General features: G+C 65.0%; 20 protein-coding genes. 11 read left to right on the top strand and 9 right to left on the bottom strand.

Translation table 11 applies throughout. From position 1 onward, the window contains the following. Positions 1-37: 37 nt before the first annotated feature. Both PG2093B_RS05680 and gndA read left to right on the top strand, forming a co-directional pair. A complete protein-coding gene (locus tag PG2093B_RS05680) occupies positions 38-733 on the top strand; it encodes a Type 1 glutamine amidotransferase-like domain-containing protein (RefSeq protein WP_129897654.1) in 696 nt (231 codons plus the stop codon). A gap of 105 nt (positions 734-838) precedes the next feature. After that, positions 839-2,293 (top strand): NADP-dependent phosphogluconate dehydrogenase, encoded by a 1,455-nt coding sequence (gndA, locus tag PG2093B_RS05675; RefSeq protein ID WP_129897653.1) that lies wholly within the window; start codon positions 839-841, stop codon positions 2,291-2,293. 112 nt (positions 2,294-2,405) lie between these two features. On the opposite strand, the gene pgl is transcribed toward gndA, so the two are convergent. From pgl to PG2093B_RS05640, 7 genes are all read right to left on the bottom strand, one after another. Further along, a complete protein-coding gene (gene pgl, locus PG2093B_RS05670) occupies positions 2,406-3,212 on the bottom strand; it encodes a 6-phosphogluconolactonase (RefSeq protein ID WP_129897652.1) in 807 nt (268 codons plus the stop codon). A 10-nt stretch (positions 3,213-3,222) separates the two neighbouring features. Then, positions 3,223-4,176, bottom strand: coding sequence for a glucose-6-phosphate dehydrogenase assembly protein OpcA (locus PG2093B_RS05665; RefSeq protein ID WP_129897651.1), 954 nt, complete (start codon positions 4,174-4,176; stop codon positions 3,223-3,225). Next, complete coding sequence (zwf, locus tag PG2093B_RS05660; protein WP_129897650.1) at positions 4,173-5,732, bottom strand: glucose-6-phosphate dehydrogenase; 1,560 nt, start codon at positions 5,730-5,732, stop codon at positions 4,173-4,175. Before zwf ends, PG2093B_RS05665 begins: the two co-directional genes overlap by 4 nt. Before the next feature lie 78 nt (positions 5,733-5,810). Then, entirely contained in the window at positions 5,811-6,134 is a 324-nt protein-coding gene (locus tag PG2093B_RS05655; RefSeq protein WP_240816134.1) for a hypothetical protein, read from the bottom strand. Further along, positions 6,131-8,179, bottom strand: a complete 2,049-nt coding sequence (gene feoB, locus PG2093B_RS05650) for a ferrous iron transport protein B (RefSeq protein WP_129897649.1) — start codon at positions 8,177-8,179, stop codon at positions 6,131-6,133. Before feoB ends, PG2093B_RS05655 begins: the two co-directional genes overlap by 4 nt. A gap of 27 nt (positions 8,180-8,206) precedes the next feature. After that, a complete protein-coding gene (locus tag PG2093B_RS05645) occupies positions 8,207-8,509 on the bottom strand; it encodes a FeoA family protein (protein ID WP_129897648.1) in 303 nt (100 codons plus the stop codon). Between the two features lie 95 nt (positions 8,510-8,604). Continuing rightward, positions 8,605-10,062: an aspartate ammonia-lyase gene (locus PG2093B_RS05640; protein ID WP_129897647.1), complete on the bottom strand. Its 1,458-nt coding sequence runs from the start codon at positions 10,060-10,062 to the stop codon at positions 8,605-8,607. Positions 10,063-10,228: 166 nt separating this feature from the next. Between PG2093B_RS05640 and PG2093B_RS05635 the strand changes: the two genes are divergently transcribed. Together PG2093B_RS05635 and PG2093B_RS05630 are read left to right on the top strand one after the other, a co-directional pair. Further along, positions 10,229-10,693, top strand: coding sequence for a nucleoside 2-deoxyribosyltransferase (locus PG2093B_RS05635; RefSeq protein WP_129897646.1), 465 nt, complete (start codon positions 10,229-10,231; stop codon positions 10,691-10,693). 130 nt (positions 10,694-10,823) lie between these two features. Continuing rightward, positions 10,824-11,231 (top strand): MarR family winged helix-turn-helix transcriptional regulator, encoded by a 408-nt coding sequence (locus PG2093B_RS05630; RefSeq protein ID WP_242502832.1) that lies wholly within the window; start codon positions 10,824-10,826, stop codon positions 11,229-11,231. A gap of 71 nt (positions 11,232-11,302) precedes the next feature. On the opposite strand, the gene PG2093B_RS08980 is transcribed toward PG2093B_RS05630, so the two are convergent. Then, a complete protein-coding gene (locus PG2093B_RS08980) occupies positions 11,303-11,470 on the bottom strand; it encodes a hypothetical protein (RefSeq protein WP_165369719.1) in 168 nt (55 codons plus the stop codon). A 74-nt stretch (positions 11,471-11,544) separates the two neighbouring features. On the opposite strand from PG2093B_RS08980, the gene PG2093B_RS05625 reads away from it, so the two are divergent. The 3 genes from PG2093B_RS05625 (at position 11,545) to PG2093B_RS05615 (ending at position 15,820) form a co-directional block, all read left to right on the top strand. Next, complete coding sequence (locus PG2093B_RS05625) at positions 11,545-13,071, top strand: ABC transporter ATP-binding protein (protein ID WP_129897720.1); 1,527 nt, start codon at positions 11,545-11,547, stop codon at positions 13,069-13,071. A gap of 179 nt (positions 13,072-13,250) precedes the next feature. Beyond that, on the top strand, positions 13,251-15,608 hold the full coding sequence (locus PG2093B_RS05620; RefSeq protein ID WP_129897645.1) for a carbon starvation CstA family protein: 2,358 nt from the start codon (positions 13,251-13,253) through the stop codon (positions 15,606-15,608). Beyond that, a complete protein-coding gene (locus tag PG2093B_RS05615) occupies positions 15,605-15,820 on the top strand; it encodes a YbdD/YjiX family protein (RefSeq protein ID WP_129897644.1) in 216 nt (71 codons plus the stop codon). Before PG2093B_RS05620 ends, PG2093B_RS05615 begins: the two co-directional genes overlap by 4 nt. A gap of 6 nt (positions 15,821-15,826) precedes the next feature. On the opposite strand, the gene PG2093B_RS05610 is transcribed toward PG2093B_RS05615, so the two are convergent. Further along, positions 15,827-17,107 (bottom strand): glycoside hydrolase family 3 N-terminal domain-containing protein, encoded by a 1,281-nt coding sequence (locus PG2093B_RS05610; RefSeq protein ID WP_129897643.1) that lies wholly within the window; start codon positions 17,105-17,107, stop codon positions 15,827-15,829. 155 nt (positions 17,108-17,262) lie between these two features. Here PG2093B_RS05610 and PG2093B_RS05605 point away from each other — a divergent pair, with 155 nt between their 5' ends. The 4 genes from PG2093B_RS05605 to mfd all read left to right on the top strand — a co-directional run bounded on the left by PG2093B_RS05605 (position 17,263) and on the right by mfd (position 25,329). Next, positions 17,263-20,436, top strand: a complete 3,174-nt coding sequence (locus PG2093B_RS05605; RefSeq protein ID WP_129897642.1) for a UPF0182 family membrane protein — start codon at positions 17,263-17,265, stop codon at positions 20,434-20,436. A 144-nt stretch (positions 20,437-20,580) separates the two neighbouring features. Continuing rightward, entirely contained in the window at positions 20,581-21,090 is a 510-nt protein-coding gene (locus tag PG2093B_RS05600; RefSeq protein ID WP_101399275.1) for a GNAT family N-acetyltransferase, read from the top strand. Positions 21,091-21,176: 86 nt separating this feature from the next. After that, positions 21,177-21,776, top strand: a complete 600-nt coding sequence (pth, locus tag PG2093B_RS05595) for an aminoacyl-tRNA hydrolase (protein ID WP_129897641.1) — start codon at positions 21,177-21,179, stop codon at positions 21,774-21,776. Continuing rightward, the gene (gene mfd / locus PG2093B_RS05590) at positions 21,766-25,329 is read left to right on the top strand and encodes a transcription-repair coupling factor (protein ID WP_129897640.1); all 3,564 of its coding nucleotides are present in this window, start codon (positions 21,766-21,768) and stop codon (positions 25,327-25,329) included. The genes pth and mfd overlap by 11 nt, the downstream gene beginning before the upstream one ends. Positions 25,330-25,355: the final 26 nt, after the last annotated feature.

Raw genomic sequence — 25,355 nt, 5'->3', positions numbered from 1 at the left:
GGATGTGACCCATCAGCACAACGGACCGGGGCGGGGCATGGCATACGCAGACGATTGGGGTGGCGCCGACCCTCATGCGCATGGTCGTGCGCGCCGGCTCTTCCTCATGTCGTCGCTCGTCGGCATGACGCCGGTCATCCGCCGGCTCATCCCCGACTTGGGGTGCCGGCGCATGGCGTTCATCCCAACCGCGAGCTATGCGGCCGACTACGGTGTGGCGAACCGTCTGATGCACTGGTGGTGGCGTGCCTTGGGCGTGGACGTGCATGTGGTCGACCTGACCGATGCGCGCCGTTGGCGCATCCATGACGAATTACGCCGCGCTGGCGTGTTCTACGTGTGCGGCGGCAACACGTTCTACCTCATGCACTGCCTGCAGTCGAGTGGGGCGGCCGGCATCATCCGCGAGCGCGTGGCACAGGGCGTGCCGTATCTGGGGGAGTCCGCCGGCGCCGTGGCGGCTGCGCCGTCGATTGACTACATCGCGCCGATGGACGAGCGGCCCGCGATAGCGGGGGAATCGACGGTGCCCGTGCCTGGTCTCGCGCTCAGTGCATACCGGGTGGTGCCGCATGTGCACGGGCTGGCGTTGGGGCGCGAGGCCGCACGCATCGTACGTGCACATGCCGCAGATCCGCGCTTTGTGCCGCTGCGCAATGGCCAGGCGCTTGTGCTGGCCGGCACACAGGCGCGGGTCTTCACGACGCGCGCGGTGCTGCCGCTTGCCATGTGAGCATGCGTTGCGCGAATTATGGCCATGCGCGGATACCTGACACGTTCGGCGCTCGACCCGTTAGAATGGGCACGGAAACTGTTGTATACGATGTGGAGGAATGGCATGACTGCACAAGCGAACGTAGGCGTGGTCGGATTGGCCGCCATGGGCGCGAGCCTGGCAAGGAATCTTGCCCGGCATGGCAACAAGGTGGCTGTGTTCAACCGGTCCTATGCACGAACTGAGCACCTCATCGACAATTATGGTGATGAAGGCACGTTCTACCCGGCCAAGACGGTCCAGGAATTCGTGGCGTCGCTCGAGCGTCCGCGCACGGCGATCATCATGGTCAAGGCCGGCGAGCCGACCGATGATGTGATCAACGAGCTCGCCGACCTCATGGAGCCCGGTGACATCATCGTCGACGGCGGCAACGCGTTCTATCAGGACACGATCCGCCGTGAGAAGGAGATGAGCGCCCGCGGCATCCATTTCGTGGGCATGGGCGTCTCCGGCGGCGAGGAGGGCGCGCTGCTCGGGCCGTCCCTCATGCCCGGTGGCAGCGATGAGTCGTGGGAGCGCCTCAAGCCGATCCTCGAATCCATCGCGGCCAAGGCCGAAGGTGAACCCTGCGTCACGCACATCGGCCCCAATGGCGCCGGCCATTTCGTGAAGATGGTGCACAACGGCATCGAATATTCGGACATGCAGCTCATCGCCGAAAGCTACGACCTCATGCGCCGCGGCCTGGGCATGAGCCCGGACCAGATCGGCGACGTGTTCCAGGAGTGGAACGGCACCGAACTCAACTCGTACCTCATCGAGATCACCGCTGAAGTGCTGCACAAGAAAGACAAGAAGACCGGCCAGCCGCTTGTCGATGTGATCCTCGACCATGCCGGCATGAAGGGCACCGGCACGTGGACCGTGCAGACGGCCCTCATGCTCGGCGTGCCGGTCACCGGCATCGCCGAAGCCGTGTTCGCCCGGGGACTGTCTTCGGAGACCGAGCTGCGTGACGAAGCCGCGAAGCAGCATTTCGCCGGCCCGCAGGCGTTGATCGAATTGGACGACGACGAACGCAAGGCGTTCATCGACGACATCCGCCATGCGCTGTACGCCTCGAAGATCATCGCCTACGCGCAAGGGTTCAATGAGATCACCGCCGCCGGCAAGATGTACGACTGGCATATCGATCTGGCGGCGGTCGCGCGCATCTGGCGCGCCGGCTGCATCATCCGCGCCGAGTTCCTCGACCGCATCTCGGAATCGTTCGAGACCGGGCAGGCCGATGTCTCACTGCTGTTCGCGCCGTATTTCAAGAAGGCCATCGAGGAATGCGAAGCCTCATGGCGCCGCATTGTGGCCACGTGCGCTGCGCACGGCATTCCGGACCCGGTGTTCGCGTCGTCGCTCGCCTACTTCGACGGATTGCGTTCGACGCGCCTGCCGGCCTCGCTGATCCAAGGCCAGCGCGATCTGTTCGGCGCGCACACCTACCAGCGTGTCGATGAGCCGGGTTCGTTCCACATCCTGTGGGCCGAACCGGGGCAGGAGGAGATCCAGACCTCGAAGTGAGGCCCTGATGTAGCGACCCAAAAACCGCTTGTGGGCGGCCACTCCATCGAGGAGCGGCCGCCCACAAGCGGTTTTTGGCTGGTGTACGCGATGCAGCCGCGTGCACGGATGTCTACTGCCGCTGTCGAATCCGCGCGGCGGAATCCCCGTCGCAGATCCACAGCACTTCCTGCGTGGCGTCGGCGAACGATCCGGGGAACGCGGTGTCGCGCCTCTGCAGGAACGTGTGCGCCATCGCCTCGGCCTTGCCGGGCCTCGACCCGCACATCCACACGCGTGCGCTGCGGGCGATCATCGGCACGGTCATCGTCAGGCGCAGCGGCGGTGGTTTTGGGGAATCCTGCACGCCCGTCACCAGCACGTCGTCTCCGTCCAGCCCAAGCTGCGGGCGGCCGGGGAACAACGAGGCGAAGTGGCCGTCGGGGCCCACACCGAACATCATGAGGTCCATCGCGGCGGCCTCGCCGAGCTCGTGCAGCAATTCCTGCTGGTAACGTGCGGCCGCGTGTTCGAGCGCCTCGCCGTCATCGCGGGCGGTGGCATGGGCGCGCGCTTCGGCACTGCGGTCGTCGGCGGGCATCGCATGGATCTGCGCATCGGTCATACGCCCCTCGGCGATGAGCGCGTCGAACAGTGCGGCGCGGGCCGCGCGGTCGTTGCGTTCGTCGCTGTCGGCGGCCACGAACCGTTCGTCGCCCCACCAGACATGCACGCGTGACCAATCCACGATGTCGAGCAGTGCGCTGGAAGCCATCGCCTCAAGGATCGCGGTGCCGTCGGTGCCGCCGGTCACGGCGATGTCGGCCCGGTCATGGCCCGGCGTGCCGAGGACCTCGTTCAGCGTGAGCAGCGTGCGCGCCGCCACGGCCTGCGCGAGCAGGCGCGGGTTCGGATAGACGATCAATGTGCGTTCGTGCATGGTACTCCTCTCAGTCGTCGTTCGGGTGGATTTTCTTCCACCCCTGCGTCACGACCTGCGCATAGATCTCGTCGGGGTAGAGGCGGCCGAGCTCCTCGCTCAGGCAATCGCCGAGCGAACGAATCGGCAGTGGGATCGTCTGGGGGGACTGCCCGGGCACACTGATTGTGGCGATGCCGTCTTCGGCGGGGCGGCGCTCCAGGCTGAGCACACCGCCGTCCTCGCGCGTCATCGTCACGCCGGTGATCGCCGTGGCGTCCGGCTCGCGCTCAATCGAGACCGGCACGTTGAGCTGCAGGGTGAGCCATGCGGCGAGCAGGTCCATCGGAAGGTATGCGGTGGGGCCAGACACCGTGACCGACGTGATCTTCAGATGCGGAGGCTGGTCGAGCAGCGAGGCGAGCATGGCGCGCCACAAGGTCAGGCGTGTCCATGACATGTCGACGTTCTTCGGCGACCAGTTGCGGCGCAGGTCCTCCATCGTGCGCAGCGGGTTCGACGAGCGCATCGCGTCGGTGATGCGGCTGTGCGCCATCGCCCCCACGAGGTCCTTCGACGGATTGGCCGGCGCCTCGGTGGGCCACCATGCCACGACCGGCGCGTCGGGCACCAGCAGGGGGATGACGAGCGTGTCCTGATGGTGGATGAGACCGCCGCGCGGGCGCAGGACGATGATTTCGCCGGCGCCGGCATCGGCCCCGATGCGCACTTCGGCGTCGAGGTAGGTGCGCTCCTCCTCGGGCTCCGTCATGCGGCGGGTGCTCGGGGTGATGGCGATCACACGGCATGGGTGGTCGAGGCTCGCCTCGTTCGCCAAGCGCAGGGCGTCTTCGAGATTGTCTTCATCGGTGAGGATGAGCAGGGTGAGCACACGGCCGAGCGCCACTTCGCCACGTTCTTCGTGCAGCGTGTCGATCTTCTCGGAGATCGTGCTTGTTTGCGTATCGCGCAATGTAATGATCATGGCATCCTCCAACGGTGTCCATCACGGGCCAGCATCTCCACGGCCTCCTGCGGTCCCCATGTGCCCGAACGGTACGGCTGGGGCTGGCCAAGGGTCGACCAGAAATCCTCGATCGGGTCGAGGATCTTCCACGACAGGTCGACTTCCTGCGTGGTGGGGAAGAGCGGCGGGTCGCCCAGAAGCACATCGAGGATCAGGCGTTCATACGCCTCGGGCGAGGATTCGGTGAACGAACGGCCATAGCTGAAGTCCATCGACACGTCACGCACCTCCATCGACGTGCCGCCGGGCACCTTGGACCCAAAGCGGATCGTGACGCCCTCGTAGGGCTGGATGCGGATCACGATGGCATTCTTGCCGAGCTCCTGCGTGGCGGTCGATTCGAACGGCAGATGCGGCGCGCGCTTGAACACGAGCGCGATTTCGGTCACGCGGCGCCCCAGACGCTTGCCGGTGCGCAGGTAGAACGGCACGCCGGCCCAACGGCGCGTGTCGATGTCCAGCCGGACGGCCGCATAGGTCTCGGTGGTGGAATCCGCGCTGATGCCCTTTTCCTCCAGATAGCCCACAACCGGTTCGGAACCCTGCCAGCCTGCGGAATACTGGCCTCGTGCGGTGTGCGCGGCCAGATCCTTCGGCAGACGCACGGCGGAGAGGACCTTCGTCTTCTCGTCGGTCAGGTCGCGTGCGGAGAACGAGACCGGTTCCTCCATGGCGGTCAATGCCATGAGCTGCAACAGATGGTTCTGGATCACGTCGCGCGCCGCGCCGATGCCGTCGTAATACCCGGCACGCCCCGCAACGCCAATGTCCTCGGCCATCGTGATCTGCACATGGTCCACATAGTTCGCGTTCCAGATCGGCTCGTACATCGTGTTCGCGAACCGCAGGGCGAGCAGGTTCTGCACCGTCTCCTTGCCCAGATAATGGTCGATGCGGAACACCGAATCGGGGTCGAAGACCTCCGAGATCACCGCGTCGAGCTTCTTGGCGCTCGCCAGGTCATGGCCGAACGGCTTTTCGATGATCACACGGCGCCATGCGTCGCCTTCCGATTTGGCAAGGCCGCAGTTGGCGAGCTGCTTGGCCACGATCGGGAAGTCGCGAGGTGGCACCGACATGTAAAACGCGTGGTTGCCGCGGGTGCCGCGGTCGCGGTCCAGCTCGGCCACCGTGTTGCTCAGCCGTTCGAACGCGTCGGCGTCCTCGAACGTGCCCTGCACGAAGCGGATGCCTTCGGCGAGCTGCTTCCATGTGGACTCATGGAAATGCGTGCGGCAGTGTTCCTTGACGTTCTCTTTGACGAAGTCACGGAAATGGTCCTCGGTCCAATCGCGGCGGGCGAAGCCGGTCAGGCCGAAGCTGGGCGGCAGCAGGCCGCGGTTCGCCAAATCGTAGATGGCCGGGAGCAGTTTCTTACGCGACAGGTCGCCTGTGACACCGAAGATGACGATGCTGCAGGGCCCCGCGATGCGCGGCAGGCGCAGATCACGCGGGTCGCGCAGGGGATTGTGCCACTGCGGCTCGCATGGTGTGGGGGTTGTATGTTCACTCATATCCGCCATACTAATGCGTGTCGTGCCGCACGGCCATGATGCACCGCGCGCTTTCCCCGTCGGTGGAATGCCATTGGATTATCGGTCCGTATGCCGGCGCGCGCGGAACCATGCGCGCCAGACCGGCGTACGGCGTGCGTTGGGTGCGGCGAGCGGGCAGCCCGCGCAGATGACCGAATCCGGGTCGGGCGTGCACATGCCTTTCGTCACGCATCCGCGGTCGAGCGCCACCACGTCGAGTTCGCCACGCGCGCGGGCGAACTCGACGATCTGCGCGATGAACGCCTCGGGCAAATGGTGCGCATCCGCGCATTCGCGTACGGTCATGCCCCGGCCCAGGTCGTGGATGACCTGGGCCGTGATGCCGGTGCGTGGGGCGTGTGTGGACCTGAATTCGCTCATAGGATGAACCGCAGGGTCTGGAAGGCGATCACCGCGAGCAGGTACGCCACGACAAGGCCCAAGCCGATCGATTGCATGGCGATGCGCATGTTGAATTGGCGTTTGAGTTCCGCCACCGTCGCCAAGCAGGGCGTGTAGGCGAGTGTGAACAGCATGAACGCCACGGCGGCCGCCTTGCCATGGCCTCCGGAGGCATGGTCGAAGGACTCGCGCATCGCCGCACCGAGTGTGCCTTCGCCCTGCTGCTGTTCGTCTTCGTCGCCGGTGTCGATGCTGTACGACTGGGCCATCGACGCCACCACGACTTCCTTCGCCACAAAACCGGTCATGAGGGCGGCTGACGCATGCCAATCGTCGAACCCGGCCGGTGCAAACACCGGGGCCACCGCGTCCGCGACCACGCCGTACACCGAGTCGTGCACGTCGTCGACCTGCGCGAACGACCCGGCGGCGGCCGTGGCGGGGATGGACTGCAGCAGCCACATCACCATGAGCATCGAGATGATGATCGAACTCGCACCGCGCACGAATCCCCACAGGCGCAGCAGCACGCTGCGCGCGAGCACGATGAGGCGCGGCATCTGGTACGGCGGCAGGCTCATCGCGAACGGTTCGGAGCGCAGGTCGCGGAACTGCACGGCGCGCAACAGCATGCCGAGCAGCAGGATGAGCACGATCGAGCACACGTACATGAGGAACACGACGAGGCCGGCCTGTTCGCGGAAGAACGCGTAGGCCAGCACCAGATACACCGACAGGCGCGCCGTGCACGACGAAAACGGCACGAGCATGCCCACGAGCACGCGTTGGCGCGAATCGGGCAGTGTGCGCGTGGCAGCGAGCGCGGGCAGGTTGCAGCCGAAGCCGATCACAATCGGCAGGAACGCGCGCCCGTCGAGCCCCATGCAGCGCATGGCGCGGTCCATTACAAACGCGGCGCGTGCCAGATAGCCCGAGTCCTCGAGCAACGACAGGAGGATGAACATGATGCCCATCGGTGGAATGAACGTGCCGATCGTGATCACGCCATCCACCACGCCGTCGATGATGAGCGAATGGAACCAGGACTGCGTCGCTTGCGGCCCGAACCATGAGAACACCACGTCGATGAGCGCGGTGAGCCAATCGCGCACCGGTCCGTCGACCCAGTCCTGTGCCGGGCCCGCGAGCGTGGTGGTGGCTTCGAACATGCCAAGCATGATCGCCAGGAAGATGAGGATGCCAAGCACCGGATGCAACAGCACGCGGTCGATGCGGTCCGAGAACGTCACACGGTCTCGCGCGTTGGTGCCCAAGCCGTCCAGCACACGCGCCGCCCAGTCGAAGCGTTCATCTGCGCCGTCTTCGACCCAGCGCTGCACGTCCACATGCTGCGGGTCGATGGTCTCGAGGCCTTCGGGCAGCGGTGTGCCGTGCAGATGGGCGGCCACCGTGTCCATGAGCTCGCCGCCGCCTTCGCCCGTGCGCCCGTTGACCGGGACGACGGGCACGCCGCCCAGTGCACGCGACAGCAACGTGGCGTCGATGCCGGTGCCCTGCTTGGCGGCCAGGTCGTTCATCGTCAGGGCCACCACGGTGGGGCGGCCGAGTTCGAGCACCATCGACAGGAAGTACAGGGCGCGTGAGATGTTCGTGGCGTCGAGCACCGCCACGATGAGGTCCGGGGTGGCTTCGCCGTTGAGCCCCATTACCGCTTCGGCGGCCACGCGTTCGTCGGGGGAGAGCGGCAGCAGCGAATAGGTGCCCGGCGTGTCGATGAGGTCCCATTGCACGCCGTTGTGGGTGTACACGCCCTCTTCGAGCAGCACGGTGGTGCCGGGGGCGTTCATGACACGCGCTTTGGCGCCCAACAATGCGTTGAACAGCGATGATTTGCCCACATTCGGGTTGCCGATGAACACGATGCGTGGCATGGCGTGTCCGCTGGGCAGCCGGTGGCCGCCGGTGTCGCAGCATGGTTTGGCGGTGGCATGGTCGTGTGACGTGCCGTGGGGAAGCAGCGCGGCGAACCCGCGCGAATGCGAGGAATGGCTGGTGTTGTCCATCAGGGGAGGCTCCGTGGGTGGTGTGGCTTACTTGGTGGGTGTTGCGGTGGGGCTGGCGGGGTGTTCGGCGCGCCGGACATGGATATGCGCGGCGGTCCGCCCGTCGAGGGCGATGCGCTCGGTGCCCTTGGCCACCACGCGCCCGTGGAAGTTGGAACGCTGGGTCACACGGATCACGGTGCCGCGCCGCAGGCCGAGCTCGAGCATGCGGAACCGGTGCCGCTCGTCGATGTCGATCGCGGTGATCACCATGTCCACGTGCAGCGGGCAGGTCTCCACGGTGGCGTCGGTGGCATGCGCGCCATCGGGTGTGTTGCTAGGAGAGGTCATGGTGCCGATTGTTATGGCCGCATTGGGCAAAGTCAATACCCTTGCGGCAAAAAAGTGAGAAAACCGTCAAGGAACCTTGCGGGCGCACCGCGCGGTCAGTGCGCAGAATCCCCGTGTTCCCGGCACGTCTGGCCGAGCCCGCGGCTGAGGGCCACCGTGTCGAGCAGCTGGTCAATCTCAGCATGTGGAAGACCGGTATGCGCCTTGGCCGCCTCGCGCACGGTGCTGTGCTCAGCGGCGGCGCTCTGCGCGAGTTCGGCCGCATGCTCGTAGCCGATCGCGTCGTTGAGTGCCGCCGCGATCGACGTGGACCGCTCGGCATACATGCGCCCGCGTTCCACATCTACCTCAATCCCATTCACGCACTTCGTACGGAACATGTCCATCGCGTTGATCGCGAGCGTCATGCCGGTGAGGATCTCATGGATGATCACTGGGTCGAAGGCGTTGAGCTGGAGCTGGCCTTCCGCGGCGGCCCAGTTCACCGTCACATCCATGCCGAAGATCATGAAGCAGCATTGGTCCACGCACTCGGGGATGACCGGGTTGATTTTGCCGGGCATGATCGAGGACCCGGCCTGCCGTGCGGGCACATGCAGGTCCTCGAATCCGCAACGCGGGCCCGAATTGAGTAGGCGCAGATCGTCTGCCGCCTTCTTGAGATGCACCGCCAGGTTCTTCAACGTCGCACTCGCCGCGATGTAGGCGCTCATGTCGGTCACCGAGGCCACCGGGTCGAGCGCGGCGTGCACCGGCAGGCCGGTGAGTTGGGCGAATGTGCGCGTCACCGTGTCGCGGAACCGCAGGTCGGCGCATATGCCGGTGCCGATGGCCGTCGCGCCGAGGTTGAGGTCGCACAATTGCCCCACAAGCGCGTCCATCGCCTGCAGGTCGAGTTTGAGGAACGTCGCCCACGCATGGAACTCCTGCCCGAAGGTCATCGGCACGGCGTCCTGCAGTTGCGTGCGCCCAATCGTCACGTCGTTCGTGTGCTTGTCTGCCAGCTCGTGGAACGCAGCGCGCAGGCGCCGGGCGGATTCGGCGAGCGGGGTCAGGCCGCCGCAGATCGCGAGCTTGCACGCCGCGGGGTAGGTGTCGTTCGTCGATTGCGAATGGTTGACGTCGTCGTTGGGGTGGATGTAGTCGTAGTCGCCGCGCGGCCGCCCGCAAATCTCGAGCGCGCGGTTGGCGATGACCTCGTTCATGTTCATGTTGAGGCTCGTGCCGGCGCCGCCCTGCAATACATCGACAGGGAACTGGTCGGCGAGCGCGCCCTGTTCGATTTCCTCGCACGCTTGTTCGATCGCCTTGGCCTTGCGCGCGTCGATCAGCCCGAGTTCGGCGTTCGCGATCGCGCAGGCGCGTTTGACGACGGCGTAGGCGCGGATGAGCGCCTCATGCGCGCCGTCCGGAATGCCGCTCACCGTGAAATTCGCGATGGCGCGTTGCGTATGGATGCCCCAATACACGTCTTGGGGGACTTCGAGCGCCCCTATGCAATCATGCTCGACGCGCATATTCGGGGTCGATGATGCTGGTGATGACGTGCTCATGGCGCTCCTTTCGCGCAGGGCGGGCGCGGTGTGCGCATGTGCGCGGAGTCGGTCGCCGTGCGCGCCGCCGCCAATATTGTAGCGGCGGCGCACACGGCGTGGCGGGCGTATTATTGCTTACAGCCAATTCAGACGGCCACTGCCGCAGGGGAGGTTCAATAGAACTATGGGAAACTTCAACGCCAATCAGCACGTCACCTTCACATCGTCCAAACCCATCTACGATTTCTATGTCGCCGGGCCGTACCAGACCGCCGAGCAGGTGGAGGGCATGGAGCGCCTTGAGCGCGTGCTGCAGCACCGCAACCTGAGCGTGTACCGCCCGCGTTTCGCCGAGGATGTGAATGTCTCGGGGCCGGAAGCGGTGTTCGAACACCGCATTGAGGCCATCAAGAACTCCGCTGCCGTCATCGCCAACTTCGACGACAAGGACGCCGGCGCGATCTTCGCGCTCGCCTACGGTTTTGCCCTGGGCAAGCCGGTGTATGCGTATTGCGAGGGCATTCTGCCCAATACGCGCATCAGCCTCATGGTGGACCAGGCGGCGACCGCGGTGCTCGACGGACCGGCGGCGCTTGAGGAGCTGCTGGATTCCGGCAAGGTGCGTCCCCTCCAGCTTGACGAGCAGTGAGACTCGAACAACGTGTCCACTGAGGTTCCGTCGCCTGCCGTCGGCCCTGTCACGCCCATGACTCACAGTCATCCAACTGAATTTGAGCCGCCCCGTGCCAGTATTATCGAGCACGCGCAGGCGGTCCACAGTGAGTGATCTTGATACACAGCTCTTCGCCTTCTTCGAGGAGTTCCGTCGTGTCGACCTCATCTACGGGGCGTACGGATGCCGTTGTGGGCTGTCGTTCAGCGTGTACCTCATCTTCGATTACATCTGCGAGAACGACGGTACATCACAGCGGGAGATTTGCGCGTATACGTTGTTGCCTCACCAGACGGTGAACAACGTCATCAATGCGCTCATCTCCCAAGGTCTGCTGCGTTTGGAAGGCAGCAGGCACGGCAAACGCGTCAAGCGCATCCATCTCACCGACGCGGGGGAGCGCTACCGCCACGAGGTGGTCATGCCCGTGCGCGAGGCGGAACTGCAGTCCATGGCCGCGCTCGAGCCCGCTGAGCGCCGTGCGATGATCGCCTATGTCGCGACAAGTTCATGAACGCATTGGAGCGGCGGATCGACGGCATCGAATCCTGATGCATGTCCGCGACGCTGTCCTTGCGCGGCGCATCATGCGTTCTTTTTGTGGGTGTCCTGAGTGTCGGCCTTCGTGGAGAGCCTCGCCCCCGCGTATGCCAGATTCACAAGCATCACGAGGATGATCACGATCATAAGCGCTATGTTGTTGGTGGGGAGAACGGCGAGCAGCGCGGTCAGCAGACAGACGTTGTTGGCCAAAAAGGGGTCACGTCGGTACGTGTTGTCTTGTTGTTCATGGTGACCTTCTTACAAATCCGTGGCTCCCATTGTCGATGAAGCCGCTGACCGTCGCGTTGATGGCCGCGGATGTCGTCGGCGCCCTGCTCGTGCCGACGCTGGCCGCGCGGCTGCTCAACGGGGGCACCGCCGCGATGTCGTTCCACACGATGACCGTGACTGCCCTGCAGATGCTCGCCGCGTCGCTTGTGGCCGGCTGCTGCGCGATCGGCGCCGGCTATTGCTGTTCGGTGCTTGCCGCGCGCGTGGCCAAGGACATGCGTGACGCGATCTACATCAAATCGCTCGACCTGTCCGTCTATTCGTGGCTGCTCACGCTCGTGTTCCTGATGTTCGTGTGCGTCAATCTGGGCATCACGAAGATCTTGGCGGGCAAGAACCTCGAGGTGGCGGCTGCGCGGCAGGAGGCCGTCGGGCATCTGACGGGCGCGGTGGAGGAGTATTACCAAGGCCGTGACGTGATCAAGGCCTCGAACCGCGAGGACGGCAGTGCCGAACGGGTGCGCGGTCTTACCGAACAGGTGCGCTCTGTGGCCCAGAAAGCCGACTTCCTCACCAACTGCATCAACTCGATCATCCGCATGTTCAACCGATTCTCGCAGGCGATCGTCGCTTTGCTCGGCGGCGGCATGATGCTGCAGGGCACCATGTCGATCGGCGTGCTGCAGGCGTTCTTCCAGTACATGAACCAAGTGGGTGAACCAATCACCGAGGCGAGCTTCATGATCAACTCGACGCAGTCCGCGCTCGCGTCCGCGGAACGCACGTTCGCCATGCTCGACGAGCCGGAGGAGACGCCCGACCCCGCGCACCCCAACGTGGTCGAGGAACCGGTCAGGGGGCGCGTCGAGTTCAGGCATGTGCGCTTCGGGTATGTTCCGGGCAAACCGCTCATGAAGGACGTCGATTTCGTGGCCGAACCAGGCAGGAAGGTGGCGATCGTCGGCACGACCGGCGCCGGCAAGACAACACTGATCAACCTGCTCATGCGCTTCTACGACGTCGATACGGGCTCCATCACGCTCGACGGCGTCGATACGCGGACGATGAGCAGGCATGGCCTGCGCCGGGAATTCGGCATGGTGCTGCAGGACACATGGCTCTTCGGTGGCACGGTCGCCGAGAACATCGCCTACGGCAAGCCCGGTGCCACGCGCGAACAGATCATCGCCGCCGCAAAGGCGGCGCACGCCGACTTCTTCATCCGTACGCTGCCCAAGGGATATGACACCGTGCTCGACAACGAGGCGAACGACCTGTCGGTCGGCCAGCGCCAGCTGCTCACCATCGCGCGCGTGTTCCTCGCCGATCCGGCGATGCTCATCTTCGACGAGGCGACGAGCTCGGTCGACACACGTACCGAACAGGCGATCGCGAACGCGATGAACGCGCTCATGGCGGACCGCACGAGCTTCGTCATCGCGCACAGGCTCTCCACGATCCGTGACGCAGACCTCATCCTTTATATGGAACACGGCGACATCGTCGAACATGGCACGCACGAACGGCTGCTCGAGCAAGCGGTCGCCTACGCCAAGCTGTACGACTCGCAGTTCGCATAAGGCCACGGGCGGCGGAGTAGGCCGCTATTTCACCTTGTGGTGAAATCCGTCCATATGCTGGAACACGAAAAGTGTCGTAATCCGTGGTTCTTACTGTATTGCGCACGGCGGCCGCCTTGCGGGAGAGGCGGGACGGCCGCCGCTTGTTGCACCCGGAGAAGAACCAAGGAGGCTCCACGATGACCACCGCGACACCAGCGGCATCGCAACCTGCGCCACAGACGGCGTATACCACGGAGGAAGAGGCGCGCATCATCCGCAATTCATCCGGCCTGCCCGTCGGCATCAAGCCGAAGATGGTATGGACATGGCCCAAGGCGTTGCTGTGGGCGGCCATCGCCATCGTCTGCGCCTTGGCGTGGTCGGTGCTTGCCATTGCGCGCGGCGAGCAGATCAGCGCCATCTGGTTCGTTGTGGTGGCCCTGAGCTCGTATGCGATCGCCTACCGGTTCTACGCGTATTACATCCAGATCAAGATCATGCGCACCGACGACGCCAATGCCACCGCGGCCGAACGCGTGCAGGACGGCGCGAATTTCGAACGCGCGGACCGCCGCGTGCTCTTCGGCCAGCATTTCGCCGCGATTTCGGGCGCCGGCCCGCTCGTCGGCCCGATCCTCGCCGCGCAGATGGGCTATCTGCCGAGCGTGCTGTGGATCATCCTCGGCGTCATCTTCGCCGGTGCCGTGCAGGACATGCTCATGCTCTGGATCTCCGCCAAACGCCGCGGCCGGTCATTCGGTCAGATGGCCACCGACGAGATGGGCAAGGTCGGCGGCCTCATCATCTCCGTGTTCCTTGTCGTCGTCACCGCCATCGCGATGGCGTTCCTCGCGCTCGTGGCAATCAAGGCGATGGCGTCGTCGCCGTGGGCGGTGTTCTCGCTCGGTATGACGATCCCGATCGCCCTGATCATGGGCTGCTACGAGCGGTTCCTGCGCCCGGGCCGTGTGATCGAAACGACGATTCTCGGCTTCGTGCTGCTCGTGCTCGCGATCGTCGGCGGCGGCATGATCGCTGCGAACCCGGTGCTCGCGCCGATCTTCACACTCAACGCCAAGCAGCTCGTGGTGGCGCTCGTGCTCTACTCGTTCGCCGCCGCCGCGTTGCCGCATTGGCTGCTCGTCACCCCGCGCGATTACCTGTCCACCCTCATGAAGATCGGCACGCTCGCCCTGCTCGTCATCGGCGTGGTCATCGCGAACCCACAGGTGCAGGTGCCGGCGCTCACCACGCTCGCATCGCGCTCCAACGGCCCCACGTTCTCGGGCAACCTGTTCCCGTTCCTGTTCATCACCATCGCGTGCGGCGCCTTGTCTGGTTTCCATGGTGCTGTCTCCTCCGGATTGACCCCCAAGGCGATCGAGAAGGAGAACCAGATCCGCATGATCGGCTATGGCTCGATGCTCGTCGAGTCGTTCACCGCCATCATCGCGCTCATCGCGGCCATCACCATCAGCCAAGGCGTGTATTTCTCGATGAACATGTCACCCGCGCAGATCGAGGCGACGGCCGGTAGCGCCTACTCCGCCTCCGCGAGCCCCGAGCAGAACGCGGCGGCCGCGGTGAGCCGGATGGATGTGCAGAACATCGAAGGCCAACGCATGCGCGTGGAATGGCAATCCGGCGGCACCGTGTACATGGGCGCCGAGGCGCTTGACGCGGCCGCGCACGACGTGGGCGAGGAGACACTCGTCTCACGCACGGGCGGTGCGACGACATTCGCGATCGGCATGGCGAACTTCCTCACATCCTATCTGGGCGGGGAGGGCTCCATGGCGTTCTGGTACCACTTCGCAATCATGTTCGAAGCGCTCTTCATCCTCACCACCGTCGACAACGGCACCCGTGTGGCCCGCTATCAGATCGGCGACCTGCTGGGCAACGTGCGCAAACTCAGGAAATTCGCCGACCCCACATGGCGCCCCGGCAACCTGATCACCACATTCATCGCCACCGCCCTGTGGGGCACGATGCTCTACATGGGCGTCTCCGACGCCAACGGCGGCATCAACGCGATGGTGCCGATCTTCGGCATCTCGAACCAGCTGCTTGCCGCCGGCTGCTTCATGCTCGTCACCGTCTGCGTCGTCAAAGCCGGCTTGGGACGGTACGCATGGATCCCCGTCGTGCCATTGGCGTGGGATGTGGCGGTCACGTTCACCGCCGACTTCGAGAAGATCTTCGATCCGCAGCTTGGGTATTTCGCCACCGCTTCATCATTGCGCGCCTCGATTGACTCCGGCCAGCTTGAGGGCGAGGCACTCGCCAACGCATACGCCTCACTGTCGAACGCCTACCTCGACGGTGTGCTCTCGGTGTTCTTCCTCGTCATGATGGCCGCGTTCCTGGCCGTGGGCGTCAAGACGGTTGTCTCCACGGTGCGCGCCCGTGCCTATGGCGACCATCTGACCTCGCAGGAGCCGTTCCTCGAGTCGAACTGGTTCGCCCCCTCGGGCCTCATCGCCACACGGCTCGAACGCAAGGTCCAGCGCGAGTTCGAGCAGCACCATGCGCGCCGGGCGGAACTCGGATGAGCGCGCCCGCACGGTTGTGCGCCATCGTAGCCCGCACATGGCGCGCCGTGGTGTGGTATGCACGGGAGGTCAGCGGCGAAGCGCGCTACGAGCATTACGTGGAGCGGTTCACACGCGAGCACCCCGGTGAGGAGCCGCTCAGCGAGCGCGCCTACTTGCGGGCGCGCGAGGAGCACGAGCGGCTGCACCCCAACACCAGTTGCTGCTGTTAGTGCGCGCTACTGCGCCAATCCGAGGGCGAGCTTGAGTGCGACGACGCGGCGCGCCGACTGCGTCACCCGTTCGGCGAACGCGGCGTCGCCGCGCGCTCGCGCGCGCAAGCCGTCGAGGATCGGCTGCGTGAACGCGGGGTCGTTCACACAGGCCAAGTCCCCTCCGGCCTGCACAAGCCGCACGCCGAGCTCAGCGGGGGCAATCGCGCTGACGGCGCTCGCCGAAAGGGAGTCGGAGATGACGACGCCGCCATAACCGATGTCACCGCGCAGCATGCCGTCGATGACGGTGGGCGAGAACGCCGCCGGCTCATCGGGGTCGATCGCCGTGTACGTGGCGAGCGAAATCATGACCATGCCAGGATCGGCGGCGCGGATCGCCTGGGCGAACGCCTGCACTTCCGGGCCGTTGCGCGTGGTCGTCGTGTCGACGATGCCATCGGTTGTGAAGTCGGTATTGCCGGTCACGGCGCCAAGCCCAGGGAAGTGTTTCGTCGCCGCGCCCACGCCGGCGGCACGCAATCCTTCGACAAACGCGGCGGCGTGCTGCGCGTTGCCCGCGGCGTCGAGCCCGTAATCGCGGTCGAGCGCGCCGACCGGAGCGTTGGACGCGCGGTCGATCGTCACGGTGTCCACGCATGGCGCCAGATCCACATGCACACCGGCCATATGCAGCTGTTCGCCCCAGCCCCGGCTCGCTGCCTGCAGGTCGGCGAAGGCCATCGTCCCCTGCGTGACCTCGCTCGGCATGGTCTCGAACCCCGGCCCCTGCAGGTGCTGCACTTGGCCGCCTTCCTGATCGGTGGCCACGAGCACGCGCGTGGGGCCGTCAGCATAGGACTGCAGCATCTCGGTGGCTTCGCGCACTCCGGCCACGCCGTTCGTCCAATTGCCCATCAGGATGACGGAACCGACATGCTCGTCGGCGATCAGTGCGCGGATTGCCGACGTGTCGGTGCCTGCGGCCAGTGGCGTCATGACCAGTTGCGCCGCGCGCTCGTCGAGGCTCATGCCATCCACGATCTTCTGGGCTCGGTCTGCTGCAGTCGGGCTGGGGGATGCGGTCGGCGCGGCGCCGCTGGGGGAACCGCTTGGCGTGACACTGGGGGTGGCTGTCAGCGCTGGTGTGGTGGCCTGAGGGCGCGGGGTGTGGGCATGGTGTGCCCACACCCACCATATGGCGCCGACCGCCAGCATGAGGGCGACCACGGTGGCCACGATGGCGATCCATGCGTGCGTGCGATGCCGCTGTTCACTGCCGTGCCTGTTCGCCTGTTGCTGCGCCATGGCCCCTCCTTGATTGGTCTTGCGTCCGTTGCTACCAGTGTAATGAGTCGCGACAAGGCGGCGCGCGCTCCCTGGATGTGGCGAATTATGGAGTATTGATGGAAGAATGTGCATGGCGCTTGATGCCGTTCGCGGTATTCCAGTAAGCTGAACGAATGTCTTTTTTCGATTTCGGACCTTTGTTCGGCGCTACGCCGGGGTCGCGCAAACCCTCCAACCAGAAGGATGATGACGAGCCGGTCATCATCGACATCGAAACCAACGGCGACGAAGCCCACGCCGCGGCCGGTTCGGGCACCAAGCCGCCCACGGGCGCGCCGCGCATCACCCGCCAGGCCAAACGGCCGTCGCATGGCCGTGGCTCCCGCGTGCTGATCGCGGTAGTGGCGGTGATCGCCGTGGTGGTGGCGTTGTTCTTCGCCGTCGCCAACTTCGCCACCGACGTCATGTGGTATTCCCAACTTGGGTTCCAGAGCATCGTGTGGACGCTGCTGGGCACGCGCGTGGGCCTGTGGCTCGCGTATGCGGCGCTCATGGTGCTGGTCACCTTCATCTCCGCCACGCTCGCGATCCGTGCCCGGCCCGCGTACTCCGACGGCTCCACGATTCGCATCCATGGCGACACGATTGAAGTGGGCAAATCGGTGAGTTCGAAGACGGCGCGGCGTGTGGCCATCGTGGTCTCGCTCGTCGCCGGCCTCATGTTCGGCTCGCGGTTCAACGCCAATTGGACCGAGATCCTCCTGATGTTCAACGGCGAATCGTTCGGTGTGTCCGACCCGCAGTTCGGCATCGACAACGGGTTCTACGTGTTTGTGCTGCCCGGCCTGTCGCTGCTGTTGTCGGGCCTGTCGCTGCTGCTCGTCGTCGCGCTCGTGTTCTCGATTGGCACGCACATCGCGATGGGCGGCATCCGGTTCCGTATGCCGGTCCATGGGCGCGGCCTGTTCGCGATGACGACGCGCGCACGCCGGCAGATCGCCATCTGGTTCATGCTGTGGATGGTCTCGTGGGCGGCCAATCAGGTGCTGTCGATCTTCTCGACGATGACCGCGCAGGGAGACCGCATCACCGGCGCCACCTATACGACGGTGCATGCGCACATCCCGGTGATCATCATCATGGCGGCGATCACGGTGATCGTCGGCGTGGTGCTCGGCATCTGGCTCATGCGCACGCGCCTGTTCGACGAGGATGGCGGCGGCCGTTCCGCCGGGTTCGTCACCGCGTGGAAGGCGTGGCGCGTGCCGGCCATCGCCGTCGCTTCGGCCGTCGTCCTGTCGCTGCTGCTGTCCACGCTGTGGCCCATGCTGCTGCAGCGCTTCCGTGTCAATCCGAACGCGCAGGAGATGGAATCGACGTACATCCAGCGCAACATCGATGCCACGCGCGCCGCCTACGGGCTTGATGCCGTGCAGACCGAGGAATACAAGGCTACGACGAAGGGCACCGAAGGCGCGCTGCAGAAGGACGCCGAGACGACCGCGCAGATCCGCCTGCTCGACCCGCAGATTGTGGCGCCCACGTTCCGCCAGCTGCAGCAGATGAAGCAGTACTATACGTTCGCCGACACGCTTGCCGTGGACAAATACGACATCGACGGGGTGAACCAGGACACAGTGATCGCCGCCCGCGAGATGGACCTTTCGGGCAATGACAACCGCAATTGGGTCAACGACCACACGGTGTACACGCATGGCTATGGTGTGGTGGCCGCCTACGGCAACCGCGTGACGAGCGACGGCCAGCCGGAGTTCTTCGAATACGGCATCCCCACGCAGGGGTACCTGACCGAGACTCAGCATTACGAGCCGCGCATCTACTTCTCGCCCAATGCGCCGGAATACTCGATCGTCGGCGCGCCGGAAGGCGAGCGTTCCTGGGAGTTCGACTACCCGACGAGCGGTAGCGAAGGCGCGGTTACCACATTCAAGGGCGACGGCGGCCCGAATGTGGGCAACATGTTCGCCCGGCTGCTCTACGCGATCCGCTTCGGCTCCGACCAGATCCTGTTCTCCGACCGCGTCACGCCCGAGTCGCAGATCCTCTACGACCGTTCCCCGCGCGAGCGCGTGGCCAAGGTGGCGCCGTACCTCACCCTCGACGGCCGTGTCTACCCGGCCGTTGTGGATGGCCGCGTGAAGTGGGTCATCGACGGCTACACGACGTCCGACCAGTACCCGTACGCACAGATGACCGACCTCGCTTCCGCCACGCAGGATTCGACGACGTTGAGCTCGGATTCGGTGCAGGAGCTCGGCAACAAGCAGGCGAACTACATCCGCAATTCGGTCAAGGCGACGGTCGACGCGTACGACGGTTCGGTGGACCTGTACACGTGGGACGATCAGGACCCGGTGCTCAAGGCGTGGCAGAAGATCTTCCCCGGCCAGTACCACTCGATGTCGGAGATCTCGGGCGAGCTCATGGCGCATATGCGCTACCCGGAGGGCATCTTCAAGGTGCAGCGTCAGCTGCTCGCCAAGTACCATGTGACCCAGGCGAACCAGTTCTTCTCGGGTGAGGATTTCTGGCAGACGCCGGTCGACCCCACCGAATCCCAGGAACAGCAGGCACGCGACGTGCTGCAGCCGCCGTACTACCTGACCTTGCAGACGGGTGGCTCGCAGCAGCCGGTATTCTCACTGACCTCGTCGTACATCCCGGCCGGTGCGAGCACGCGTGAGATCCTCACCGGATTCCTTTCGGTGGATTCCGACGCGGGGCGCACCAAGGGTGTGAAGGGGCCGGATTACGGCACAATCCGCCTGCAGGAGCTGCCCAAGGACTCCAATGTGCCGGGCCCGGGGCAGGCGCAGAACAACTTCAACGCGAATGCCGATGTGTCGAAGGAGCTCAACCTGCTGCAATCGGGCTCCACACAGGTGGAACGTGGCAACCTGCTCACATTGCCGCTTGGCGGTGGACTGGTGTATGTGGAACCGGTGTATGTCAAGTCCTCCGGCGCTACCAGCTATCCGCTGCTCAAGAAGGTGCTTGTGGCGTTCGGCGACCAGGTCGGTTTCGCCAATACGCTCGACGAGGCACTGGACCAGGTGTTCGGCGGCAATTCCGGCGCCTCCGCAGGCGACGCCGCGAACACGCAGGGCGACCAGCAGGGCAAGGAGCCCAGTGCCGGCAGTGATGAGAAGCCGGAGCCGGGCGGTTCCGCGTCGAAGGATTCCGCGGCGCTCAAATCCGCGCTCAACGATGCGGCCCAGGCGATGAAGGACTCCGACAAGGCGATGAAGAGCGGCGATTGGAGTGCCTATGGCGAAGCGCAGAAGCAACTCGAGGAGGCCATCAACAAGGCGCTCGAACTCGAGTGAACGGTAGGGAAGCAGAGCGTGTGAACGCTGATTCCCACTGATGCGACAGGCGGGGCGCCGGTCCGTGCAGGGCCCGCGTCCCGCCTGTCGCATACCCTACGCCTACGGCGAGCATCAGGGCAGTGGCGCGCTACACTGGCGCGTATGACAGATTATTCGTACCATGTGGCCACCGACGCAGATTTGCCTGCGCTCACCGATATCTACAATGCTGCCATCATCCGGGGCGGCTCCACCGCTGACACGGAACCTGTCACCACCGAACAGCGCAAGGCGTGGCTCGACTCCTTCCAGACGCCGTACGTCGTCTTCGTCATCGATGCGGGCGCCGGCGACACCGCCGAACCGATCGGATTCGCGGCCATCAGCGCCTTCAACCCGCGCCCCGGCTACGATGGCATCTGTTCGCTCGCGTACTACATCACACCCCAGTGGCAAGGCCGTGGCGCCGGCAAATACGCGTTGGGCGTGCTCATCGACGAATGCCGCGCCCGCGCGATGCGCATGGCGTGCACGGTGATCTTCGCTGACAACGCTGCCTCGAGCGGCCTCATGGAGCGCTTCGGCTTCACCCGCTATGGCCTGTTGCCGCAGGCGGCGTATGATTCCAAAGGCACATTGCACGATGTGGGGTTCTGGTCATACGCCCTGTAGCGCCACAGGAGCGGGGAGCACCCGCATACCACCCGTATGGAACACAGGGGGCACGCGCGCCCCACAGCACACGAAAAGAGGATGACATGGCTTCCGATTACTGGCTCATCGTCGGTCTGGGCAACCCCGGGGCGAAATACCGTGGCACACGCCATAACATCGGCTTCATGACCGTCAACGAGCTCGCCCAACGCTGGAGCGTGCACTTCGCCAACCACAAGGGGCTGGCCGATCTGGGCAAAGGCGTCATGGCGCTCAATGGGAGCAACGTCAAGATGTTCCTGTGCAAGCCGCTGACCTACATGAACGATTCAGGCAACGCCGTCGCCTCGATTCGCGACTATTACCGCATCAACACCGACCATATCATCGTCATCCACGACGACATGGACCTCGAGTTCGGCCGCATCAAACTCAAGTCGGGCGGTTCGGCGGGCGGCCACAATGGCATCAAATCCATCGACCGCTGCCTGCACACCCCCGACTATGCGCGTGTGCGCATGGGAGTCGGGCATGCGAGCCGCTCGGGCGATGCGCACGACAACACGATCAACTGGGTGCTCGGCGAATTCAACGCCGCCCAGCGCAAGCAGCTGCCCGAATTCCTCGCCGACGGCGCCGACGCCGCCGAATCGATCGTGTTCGATGGATTGACGAAAGCGCAGGCCACGTTCAATGCCCGCTGATCGAGACACCCGCACCCCGGAAGACGAGCTCATTGCGGGCTCCCTCGGCGACGTGCGCGAGGCGCTCGCCCGCGACCCGCAATTCGCGGCGCTCGTGCACGGCGAGATCGAAACGCCCGACGACGCAACTGACCCAAGCCTGCTCATCGGCGCGCCGCAAGGCATACGCCCGGCGCTCGCCGCCGCCACCGCCGAACGCGCGCCCGTCGTTGTGATCGTCCCCTCCGGGCGTGAGGCGGAGGAGCTCGTCGAAGACATCCGCTCATGGTACCGCGGCGACCCCGCGTCGGTCGTCCAACTGCAGTCGTGGGAGACGCTGCCCCACGAGCGTCTTTCGCCGCGCGCGGACACCGTGGCCAACCGCATGGAAGTGTTCCGCCGCCTGTGCCACCCGCAGCAGGGCAGTGCCATGTTCGGACCCATCCGCATCCTCATCATGCCTGTGCGCTCACTCATCCAGCCGGTCGTCGCCGGCATCGGCGACGTCGCACCGCTTGTCTTCACACGCGGCGGGGAGATGCCGCTCGACACCGCAGCACAGCAGCTCGTGCGCAACGCCTATACGCGCGTCGACCTGGTCATGGACCGCGGCGAGTTCGCGGTGCGCGGCGGCCTCATCGACGTCTTCCCGCCGACGGCGCCGCACCCTGTGCGCATCGAGTTCTTCGGCGACGAGATTGACTCGATACGCCAGTTCCACGCCTCCGACCAGCGCACCTACGGCGACGAGATCGACTCGATCTGGGCCACACCGTGCCGCGAAGTGCAGCTGACGGACGAGATCCGAGACCGTGCACGCTCGCTTGTCGGCTCCATTCCCAATGCCGACGACATGCTCGAATCCATTGCGCAGGGCATACCCGTCGAAGGCATGGAATCGCTCATCCCCGCGCTCATCGACGAGATGCAGCCGGTCTCGTCGATGCTGCCCCGCGGCAGTGTCGTCATGCTCAGCGACCCCGAGAAACTGCGCCGCGCGGTCGACGACCTCGAGAAGACCGCGAACGAGTTCCTCGCGACCAGCTGGAGCGTCGCCGCGTCCGGCCACGGTTCGGGCGCGCCGATCACCTTCGACCAAGCGAACTTCCTCAACTACCAGGAGGCCGTCGCCCAGCTCATGTACAGCGAGCGCGAAGTGTGGCAGGTCAGCGGATTCACCGTGGACACCGCACAGCCCGGCCATGTGCAGATCGCCGCGCAGACGCCGGTCGACTTCCGTGGCAGCGAGACGAAAGCGGAGCAGGGCTTGCGCGAACTGCTTGACAGTGGGTATGAGCTGACCCTCACCGCCGCCGCGCATGGCACGCTGCAGCGCCTCAAGCGCATGCTGCACGGCATCGGCGTCACCCGGTTCGCCTGCGTGCGCTCGCAGGCGCAGGACGGGTTCATCGACACCGCCGCCAAGGTCGCGTTGCTCACCGAGCGCGATGTGACGGGCCGTGCGAGCGCGGCGGGAGCGTCGCGCACCCCGCGCAAACGCCATAAGTCAATCGACCTCATGGAACTCAAGCCGGGGGACTTCGTGGTGCACGAGCAGCACGGCGTCGGCCGGTTCGTCGAGATGCGCCAGCGCACCACCGGCACGGGCCGCAACCAGTCGACGCGTGAATACCTCGTCATCGAATACGCGCCGAGCAAACGCAACGCGCCGCCGGACAAACTGTTCATCCCGACCGACCAGCTCGACCAGGTGAGCAAATACATCGGTGCCGAGATTCCCAAGCTCAACAAGCTCGGCGGGTCGGACTGGGCGCAGACGAAGGCCAAGGCGAAGAAACACGTCCACGAGATCGCGCAGAACCTCATCAAGCTGTATGCGGCGCGACAGCAGTCGAAGGGGTTCGCCTTCAGCAAAGACACGCCGTGGCAGAAAGAGCTCGAAGACGCGTTCCCGTACCAGGAGACCGCCGACCAGCTCACCACGATAGACGACGTGAAGGCCGACATGGAAAAGCCGATTCCGATGGACCGGCTCATTTGCGGCGACGTGGGGTTCGGCAAGACCGAAATCGCGTTGCGCGCGGCGTTCAAAGCGGTGCAGGACGCCAAGCAGGTCGCCGTGCTCGTGCCGACGACCCTGCTCGTGCAGCAGCATTTCGAGACCTTCAGCGAACGCTTCGAGGGGTTCCCGGTCAAGGTGGCGGCGATGAGCCGTTTCCAGAGCACCAAAGAGATCAACGAGACGCTCAAGGGGCTTGAGGACGGCACGGTCGATGTGGTCATCGGCACGCACAAACTGCTCAACCCCAAGGTCAAGTTCAAGGACTTGGGCCTCGTCATCATCGACGAGGAGCAGCGGTTCGGTGTGGAGGCCAAAGAGACGCTCAAGGCCATCCGCACCAATGTCGACGTGCTCAGCCTGTCGGCCACGCCGATTCCGCGCACGCTTGAAATGGCAGTGACGGGCATCCGTGAGATGTCGACGCTCGCCACGCCGCCTGAGGACCGCCTGCCGGTGCTTACGTACGTCGGTGCGTATGAAGACGCGCAGGTGACCGCGGCGGTGCGCCGTGAGTTGTTGCGTGGCGGCCAGGTGTTCTACATCCACAACCGCGTGCAGGACATCGACCAGAAGGCGGCGCGATTGCGCGAACTCGTGCCGGAGGCGCGCATCGGGATCGCCCACGGCAAGATGGGGCGCAAGCAGCTCGACCAGATCATCCGCGACTTCTGGCACCGCGACATCGACGTGCTGTTGTGCACCACGATCGTGGAGACCGGCCTCGATATCTCGAACGCCAACACACTGATCGTCGACAACGCGGGCAAATTCGGCCTCAGCCAGCTCCACCAGCTGCGTGGGCGCGTCGGCCGCGGCCATGACCGCGCCTACGCGTATTTCCTGTACGACCCGAGCAAGCCGATGACCGAGCAGTCGCACGAGCGCCTCGTCACAATCGCCCAGCATACCGCGCTCGGCTCCGGATTCGACGTGGCGATGAAGGACCTTGAGTTGCGCGGCACCGGCAACCTGCTGGGCGATGAGCAAAGCGGGCACATCGAGGGCGTCGGGTTCGACCTGTATGTGCGCATGGTGACGAACGCGATCGAGGAATACAAGGAACCCGAGCGCGTGGAACCGGTCGCGGTCACGATCGACCTGCCGGTGGAAGCGTCGATCCCCGTCGACTACATCGATTCCGACAAGCTCAGGCTCGAGGCGTACCGCAAGCTCGCCGAGGCGCGCACCGACGAGGACCTCGAGGAGCTGCGCGAAGAGCTCACCGACCGCTATGGCGAGCCGCCCGCGGTGTTCACGTCGCTCTTCGACATCGCGCGCCTGCGCGCCCGGGCCCGTGATCTGGGCATCACCGAGATCGTGGGGCAGGGGCGCAAGCTGCGCGTGGGCAAGATCGACCCGCCCGAATCGGTGCGCATGCGCATGGAACGCATCTACAAGGGGGCGCAGTACCGTCCGCTCACCGAGACCTACACGATTCCCACGCCGTTCGCTGGCTCGCTCGGGTCGGGGCCGATGGACTCCGACGGCGTCATCCGGTGGGTGGGACAGCTGCTTGACGACCTCGCGTGGACGCCGAAGCCGCGCTCCTGAACGCCGGTTCCCGCGGGGCCGCGCAG

Origin of the sequence: Bifidobacterium pseudolongum subsp. globosum (assembly GCF_004155535.1) — a bacterium.
Lineage (GTDB): Bacteria > Actinomycetota > Actinomycetes > Actinomycetales > Bifidobacteriaceae > Bifidobacterium > Bifidobacterium pseudolongum_C.
This window is presented reverse-complemented; position numbering and strand designations above follow the sequence as displayed.